The organism is Streptomyces sp. NPDC001902 (assembly GCF_042891295.1).
GTDB lineage: Bacteria > Actinomycetota > Actinomycetes > Streptomycetales > Streptomycetaceae > Actinacidiphila.
Genome location: NZ_JBIATA010000006.1, coordinates 317,211 through 323,887 on the forward strand (window position 1 = coordinate 317,211; position 6,677 = coordinate 323,887).

Consider the following 6,677-nt stretch of genomic DNA (forward strand, 5'->3'; position numbering starts at 1 on the left):
TTACATCGTGAACGACCGTTTGGCGCTCCTCGCCGATGTGGAGAAGGGCATCGGTGAGGGCGAGGTGCTCCGGCTCGCGCTGCAGCACGCGGTCGCCGAGCTGGACGGGCTGGGCGGCGCGGTCCACCTGTGCGGGCCGATGTCGGCGCTGCGCCTGGTGTCCACGGTCGGGCTGTCACCGGGGTACGTACGCCCCTGGGAGATCATCGACCAGGAGAGCCCGGCGGTCCCGGCGCGCGCCGTACGCCGGCACGGCCGCGTGTGGGCAGCCGACGGATCGGCCGACGCAGGACGGCCCGGGACGGCGAAGGGCTGGCCCGGCACCGGGCTGGCCTCCGTGGCCCTGTCCGACGGGGTGAGTTCGGTGGGGTCGCTGACCGTCGTCACCGGCTCGGCCGGGGAGCCCACCGAGGAGCAGTGGCGGTTCCTCGAGGCGGTGACCGCCTGGGCCCAGGAACGCGTGGACCAGGCGCCGCCCCCGACCCGCCCCACGCACGAGGAACCCAGCGGCAGCCGGCTGCGGCAGGCGCTGAAGGCCGTCGAGGTGGGCACGTGGGACTGGAACATCCGCACCGGCGAACTCGCCTGGGACGACGCGGCCATGGCCGTCTACGGGACCGACCCCTCCGAGTTCGTGCCCCGGGTCGAGAGCTGGATGAAGGTCGTCCACCCCGACGACCTGCGGTGGACGCTCGCCACCGCCGAGAGGGCGATCCGGGACCGGGGCGTGTTCGAGGCCGAGTACCGGGTGCGCCGCCCCGACGGGAGCTACGGCTGGACCGAGACCCGCGCCAAGGTGGTCCTGGACGACAGGGGCGAGCCATACCGGATGATCGGCACGGCGTGGGAGAGCAACGAGTCGCGGTCCGCGCGTGACGCGCTGAGCCGCGCCCTGCGGTACATGAGCGACGGCTTCCTCTCCGCGGACGAGGACTGGCGCATCACCTTCGTCAACCTGGAGGCCGAGGACGTGCTCGGCTCCTCCGAGGAGGAGCTGTTCGGCCGGGTGCTCTGGACGCTGCCGTCGCTGCGGCAGATCCCCGGCCTGGAGTCGCGCTGCCGGGAGGCCGCGGCCAAGGCGGCGCCCACGAGCTTCGACGTACGGATGCCGGACACGGGCTCCTGCTACCAGGTCCGGCTGGTCCCGCTGCCCGACGGGGTGACGCTCTACTTCACCGACGTCACCGACCGGCGCAGGCACGAAGCCGAGCGCGCCGCCGCCGAGCGCGCGGCGGGCGAACGCGCGACCCGGATCGCCGAACTGACCGCGGCCCTCGCCAAGGCGACGACCTCGCGCGACGTGGTGGACGCCGTCGCCCAGCGCGTCCTGCCGCCGTTCGGCGCCACCGGGCTGCTGGTGCAGGCGCTCGAGGACGGCAGGGCCTACAACGTGGGGTCCGTCGGCTACCCGCAGGCCTTCCTCGACAACCTCCAAGGCCGCCCCCGGGGTGCCAAGGACCCGGTGTGGGACGCCATCTCGACCAGTGGACCGGTGTTCGTCTCCTCCGCCGAGGAGTACGCGGCGCGGTACCCGGCCATGGCCGACCGCCCGCACCTGACCGGGAAGGGGTCCTGGGCCTTCCTGCCGCTGACCGCCTCCGGGCTCACCTTCGGCGTCTGCGTGGTCGCCTTCGACCAGCCGCGGCGCCTGACGGACGAGGAGCGCACCCTGCTGAGCGCCATCAGCGCCCTGGTGGCCCACGCCCTGGAACGCGCGCGCCTGTACGACGCCGAACACACCCGCTCCCGGGAACTGCAGAGCGCGCTGCTCCCCCAGGAGCTGCCCGCGCTGCCGTCGTGCACCCTCGCCGCCCGCTACCTGCCGACCGAGCAGGGCGCGGACGTCGGCGGCGACTGGTACGACGTGATCCCGCTGTCCGCCGGCCGGGTCGCCTTCGTCATCGGCGACGTGATGGGCCACGGCCTGTCCGAGGCGGTCACCATGGGACGCCTGCGCACGGCCGTCCACACGCTGGCCGGTCTCGAACTGCCCCCCGACGAGATCATGGGGCACCTCAACGACATCGTCGGCGGACTCGGCGCGGACTCCTACGCCACCTGTCTCTACGTGCTCTACGACTCGACCACCGGCACCTGTTCGGTCACACGCGCCGGGCACCCCCCGCCCGCGGTCGTCCATCCGGACGGGACCGTGCGCTTCCCGAAGGCGGCGCCGAACCCGCCCCTGGGGGCAGCGGAGCAGCCGTTCGAGAGCGTCGAGCTGCAGGTCCCCCGGGAGAGCCTGCTCGTGCTGTTCACCGACGGGCTGGTCGAGTCCTCCGAGCGCGAGATCGACGAGGGCCTGGGCGATCTGGCGCGCCTGCTGGCCGACGCGGACGCCGAGGACCTGGGGGCGCTCTGCGACGCCCTCATTTCCGGGCTGCTCCCGGTCGGGCGGACCACCAGCGACGACATCGCGCTCCTCGTCGCCCGCGTCCACGCGCTCGACCCCGAGCGGATCGCCTGCTGGCCGCTCCCCGAGGACCCGCGGGCGGCGGGGATGGCCCGCGGGCACGTGCGGGAGCAGTTGTCCGCGTGGGGTCTGGAGGAGCTGACGCCGACGACGGAGCTGCTCGCCAGTGAGCTGGTGGGGAACGTCGTCCGCCACGGGAAGGGCCCGATGACGCTACGGCTGCTGCGGGACATCGACCTGGTCTGCGAGGTCTCCGACGACAGCCTGACGATGCCCCGCATCCGCCACGCCTCCGAGACGGACGAAGGGGGCCGGGGCCTCCAGCTCGTCGCCTCCCTGTCCCAGCGGTGGGGCACCCGCTACACCCCGAACGGCAAGTGCATCTGGACGGCGCAGCAGCTGCCGGACCCCGACGCCGGCGTGCCGCTCCCGGAGCCGTTCGACGTGGACGCCGTTCCGCCCCTGGACTGACCGGCCCTCCGACTCCCCCCGTGGGCGGCGGTGTCGGAGGGTAGGTGGCCGCCCGGTCCGGCCCCATGGGGCATGGTGTGACACGTCTGTGACAGTCGGCGGACGGGGTCATGACGTCGCAGCGCCAAGGTGGTTCATAGAGGGCAAAACGCCCTAATCGGACATCCATCTCCTGCTACCGAGGGCGTGAGCAGGGACCGCAGCCGCCGAACCGCCGAAGGACACCACCATGAGCTCCGCACCCACCACGCCCCAGGCCGACACCAGCCCCGACGCCGACACCGCCGGGACCGGCGGCGACGTCCCCGAACTCGCCCCCCGCGAACGCGAGACCCTCCGCCACATCGCCGCGGGCCGCACCTACCTCCAGACCGCCCGCCACATGGGACTGTCCAAGCACACCGTCGACGCCTACCTCCGCCGCATCCGCGCCAAGCTCGGCATCTACAGCACCGCCGAACTCACCCGCACCGCCATCGCCCTCGGACTGTGACCGCCGCGTCTCCGGCCGCCCGGAGGATCAGGAGCGGCCGAAGCCGTTGAGGAACGTCTCCACCACGAGGTCGGCAGCCCGCGGGGGCTCCACGTCGGGAAAGCGGTGGGCGACGGTGTCCACCAGTTGGTCGAGGACCGCCCTCACCCACTCCGGGGAGGCGTCGGGGCGCAGATGGCCCTCGTCCGCGGCGCGCCGCAGGAAGGCGTCCAGCCGCGCACTCTGCTCCGCACGCCGGCGGTCGGCCTCCGGATCCTGCCGCATCATGCGGCGCGTGTCGACGGGCCACTCACGGCTGACGGGGACGATCCCCTCCACGTAGCGGTGGAGGGCCACACCCACGGGCGCCTCCATGAGCCGCGCCTCGTCGAGGACGCGCTCGGCGGAGTCGAGTTTCGCGTGGAAGACGGCGTTGAGCAGGGCTTCACGCGTGGCGAAGCGGCGGTGGACGGTCGTCCGGTCCACCCCCGCCGCGCTGGCGATGGCCGACATCGACGTGCCCGGGTCCTCGGCCAGCAGCCGGGCCCCGGTGCGCAGGACCACGGCGAGGTTACGTGCGGCATCGGCTCTCATGATGGCGTCATGGTAACAGCGAGTCGCAGTTAGACGTACATCACCATCACACCCGCTGCATCGGGCACGCATAGTGCTACATTGGTGTTGCAGTTAATCGAAGAGCTTCGACAGTGACCTCGGATCCGTCCCGGGCCCGAGAGCGCTCGTCGCAGGACAGGAGGAACGTCCCATGGCACGTACGTGGCTGATCACCGGTGGTTCCCAGGGCCTCGGGAAGGCCCTCGCGGTCGCGGCGCTGGAGGCGGGCGACCGGGTCGCGGTGACCTCGCGCAAGCCGGAGGCGCTCGCGGAACTGGCGGCGGCGCACCCCGAGCGGTTCCAGAGCCTCGCGCTGGACGTCACCTCGCCCGCGGAGGCCCGGCGGGTGGTCGCGTCGGTGGTCGAGCGCTTCGGCGGCCTCGACGTCGTGGTCAACAACGCGGGCTACGCGACCAACGGCTCGGTGGAGGACTTCCCGGAGGACGAGTTCCGGGCCCAGATCGAGGCGAACCTCTTCGGGGTCGTCAACGTGACGCGGGCGGCGCTGCCGGTCCTGCGCGGCCGGCGCACCGGGCACTTCGTGCAGATCTCGTCCATCGGCGGCAGGGTCGGCGGCACGCCCGGCCTCAGCGCGTACCAGGCCGCCAAGTTCGCGGTCGCGGGCTTCTCCGAGGTCCTGGCGAACGAGGTGGCCCCGCTCGGCATCAAGGTGACCATCGTGGAGCCGGGCGGCATCCGCACCGGCTGGGCCGCCGGCGCCGCGCTGACCTCGGGCCCGATCGGTGCCGACTACGAGCAGACCGTCGGGCAGTGGCAGGAGCGGTTCGCGGCCTACAGCGGCAACGAGCCCGGCGACCCGGCCCGCATGGCCCGGGCGATCGTCGACGTCGTCGGCGCCGAGGAGCCCCCGCGCCGCCTGCTGCTCGGCAGCGACGCGCTGGAGATCGCACTGGACGCCGAGGAGGCACGTCTGACGGAGGCCAGGACGTGGGCGCACCTCAGCCGCTCCACGGACCACCCGGTCGCTTCCGGCTCCGCGTGACCCCGCACCCCCCGTACCCCGCCCCGGCTTTGCCCTTGCCCTCGCCTTGCCCCCGCAACTGGAAGACGTGACTGATGACCCTTCGCGACAGGCTCTTCATCGGCGGCTCCTGGGTGACCCCCAGCGACCCTGACCTCATCCTCGAGATCCGCTCCCCCCACGACCAGTCGGTCCTCGGCCGGGTGGCCCAGGCGGCCGACGCGGACGTGGACGCGGCCGTCGCCGCGGCGCGTGAGGCCTTCGACAACGGGCCGTGGCCGCGCACCGACCCCAAGGAGCGGCAGGAGGTGATCCGCCGGGTCAACGCGCTGCGCGAGGCCCGTGCCGACGAGATCGCCGCGGCCATATCCGCCGAGAACGGTTCGGCGGGCTGGTTCACCAGGGCCGGCCAGCCGTTCCTGACCCGCCAGGTCGACGCCTACCTCAAGGCCGCCGCCGAACTCGGCTGGGAGGAGGTCATCGAACCCTCCGACCCCTCGGTGGACTTCGACACCGTGGTCAGGCGCGAGGCGATCGGCGTGGTCGCCGCGGTCATCCCGTGGAACTCGCCCTTCTCCGCGGCCACGGCCAAACTGACCCCGGCCCTGCTGGCCGGCAACACCGTGGTGCTGAAGGTCTCCCCGGAGAACTCGCTGAGCATGATGCTGCTGGCGGACCTCTTCCACGAGGCGGGCCTGCCCGAGGGCGTGCTCAGCGTCCTCCCGGCGGACCGGGAGACCAGCGAGCACCTCGTCTCGCACCCGGACGTCGACAAGATCGCCTTCACCGGGTCGACCCGCGCCGGACGGCGCATCGCCTCGATCGCCGGCGAGCAGCTCAAGCGGGTCAGCCTCGAACTGGGCGGCAAGTCCGCGGCCGTCATCCTCGACGACGCCGACCTCCCCGCCGTGATGCAGGGGCTGCGCTTCGGGTCGCTGGCGAACAACGGCGAGGCCTGCATCCTGCAGACCCGGATCCTGGCGCCGCGCAGCCGCTACGAGGAGGTCGTCACTGCCCTGAAGGAGATGGTGGAGTCGCTGAAGGTCGGCGACCCCTCCGAGCCGGACACCTTCATCGGCCCCATGATCCGTCGTGACCAGCAGCAGCGCGTGATCGACTACATCAAGCTGGGCATCGAGGAGGGCGCCCGCCTGGTGACCGGCGGCCCCGAGGTGCCGCGGGGGCTGGAAGAGGGCAACTACGTCACTCCCACCGTCTTCGCCGACGTCGACAACGGCATGCGCATCGCCCGGGAGGAGATCTTCGGCCCCGTGCTGGTCGTGATCGCCTACGACGACGAGGACGACGCGGTGCGGATCGCCAACGACTCCGACTACGGCCTGTCGGGGGGCGTCTGGACCACGAGCCCCGAGCGTGCGCTGGCGGTCGCCCGCCGGCTGCGCACCGGGACCGTCACCCTGAACGGCTCCCCGATGAGCTTCGACGGCCCGTTCGGCGGCTACAAGGCCAGCGGCGTCGGCCGCGAGTACGGGTCGGTGGGCCTGACCGGCTACGTCGAGCACAAGACCATCACCCGTCGGCGGTGACCGCGGACGGGCCGGGCCCGGGAGGCGTGTGGGGCGCCCCGGGCCCGGCGGTCACCGGTCGCGGCGGCCCGGGTGGGGGTCAGAGTCGTCGGCGTGGAGGTTCTTGACCTTGATCCAGTCACGGCTGCGGCGACCCGGAAGGTACGTACTGGTCAACCGCTTCGCCACCACACCGTC

Annotated in this window: 5 protein-coding genes; 4 read left to right on the forward strand and 1 reads right to left on the reverse strand. The window is 72.6% G+C overall.

All coding sequences use genetic code 11. The features are described 5' to 3' along the window. Positions 1–7 precede the first annotated feature (7 nt). Together ACFYYN_RS13935 and ACFYYN_RS13940 are read left to right on the forward strand one after the other, a co-directional pair. A complete protein-coding gene (locus ACFYYN_RS13935) occupies positions 8–2,884 on the forward strand; it encodes a SpoIIE family protein phosphatase (protein ID WP_500545943.1) in 2,877 nt (958 codons plus the stop codon). 229 nt (positions 2,885–3,113) lie between these two features. Continuing rightward, positions 3,114–3,377 (forward strand): response regulator transcription factor, encoded by a 264-nt coding sequence (locus ACFYYN_RS13940; protein ID WP_500323426.1) that lies wholly within the window; start codon positions 3,114–3,116, stop codon positions 3,375–3,377. A 27-nt stretch (positions 3,378–3,404) separates the two neighbouring features. On the opposite strand, the gene ACFYYN_RS13945 is transcribed toward ACFYYN_RS13940, so the two are convergent. Next, positions 3,405–3,950, reverse strand: coding sequence for a TetR/AcrR family transcriptional regulator (locus ACFYYN_RS13945; protein ID WP_500323425.1), 546 nt, complete (start codon positions 3,948–3,950; stop codon positions 3,405–3,407). 172 nt (positions 3,951–4,122) lie between these two features. Here ACFYYN_RS13945 and ACFYYN_RS13950 point away from each other — a divergent pair, with 172 nt between their 5' ends. Together ACFYYN_RS13950 and ACFYYN_RS13955 are read left to right on the forward strand one after the other, a co-directional pair. After that, positions 4,123–4,974, forward strand: coding sequence for an oxidoreductase (locus ACFYYN_RS13950; protein ID WP_500545944.1), 852 nt, complete (start codon positions 4,123–4,125; stop codon positions 4,972–4,974). 74 nt (positions 4,975–5,048) lie between these two features. Further along, positions 5,049–6,500, forward strand: a complete 1,452-nt coding sequence (locus ACFYYN_RS13955) for an aldehyde dehydrogenase (RefSeq protein WP_500545945.1) — start codon at positions 5,049–5,051, stop codon at positions 6,498–6,500. Positions 6,501–6,677: the final 177 nt, after the last annotated feature.

Bases quoted from the DNA above. Each gene is read 5' to 3' on its own strand.
- ACFYYN_RS13950 (WP_500545944.1), top strand. From the start codon at position 4,123: ATGGCACGTACGTGGCTGATCACCGGTGGTTCCCAGGGCCTCGGGAAG.
- ACFYYN_RS13940 (WP_500323426.1), top strand. From the start codon at position 3,114: ATGAGCTCCGCACCCACCACGCCCCAGGCCGACACCAGCCCCGACGCC.
- ACFYYN_RS13955 (WP_500545945.1), top strand. From the start codon at position 5,049: ATGACCCTTCGCGACAGGCTCTTCATCGGCGGCTCCTGGGTGACCCCC.
- ACFYYN_RS13945 (WP_500323425.1), bottom strand. From the start codon at position 3,950: ATGAGAGCCGATGCCGCACGTAACCTCGCCGTGGTCCTGCGCACCGGG.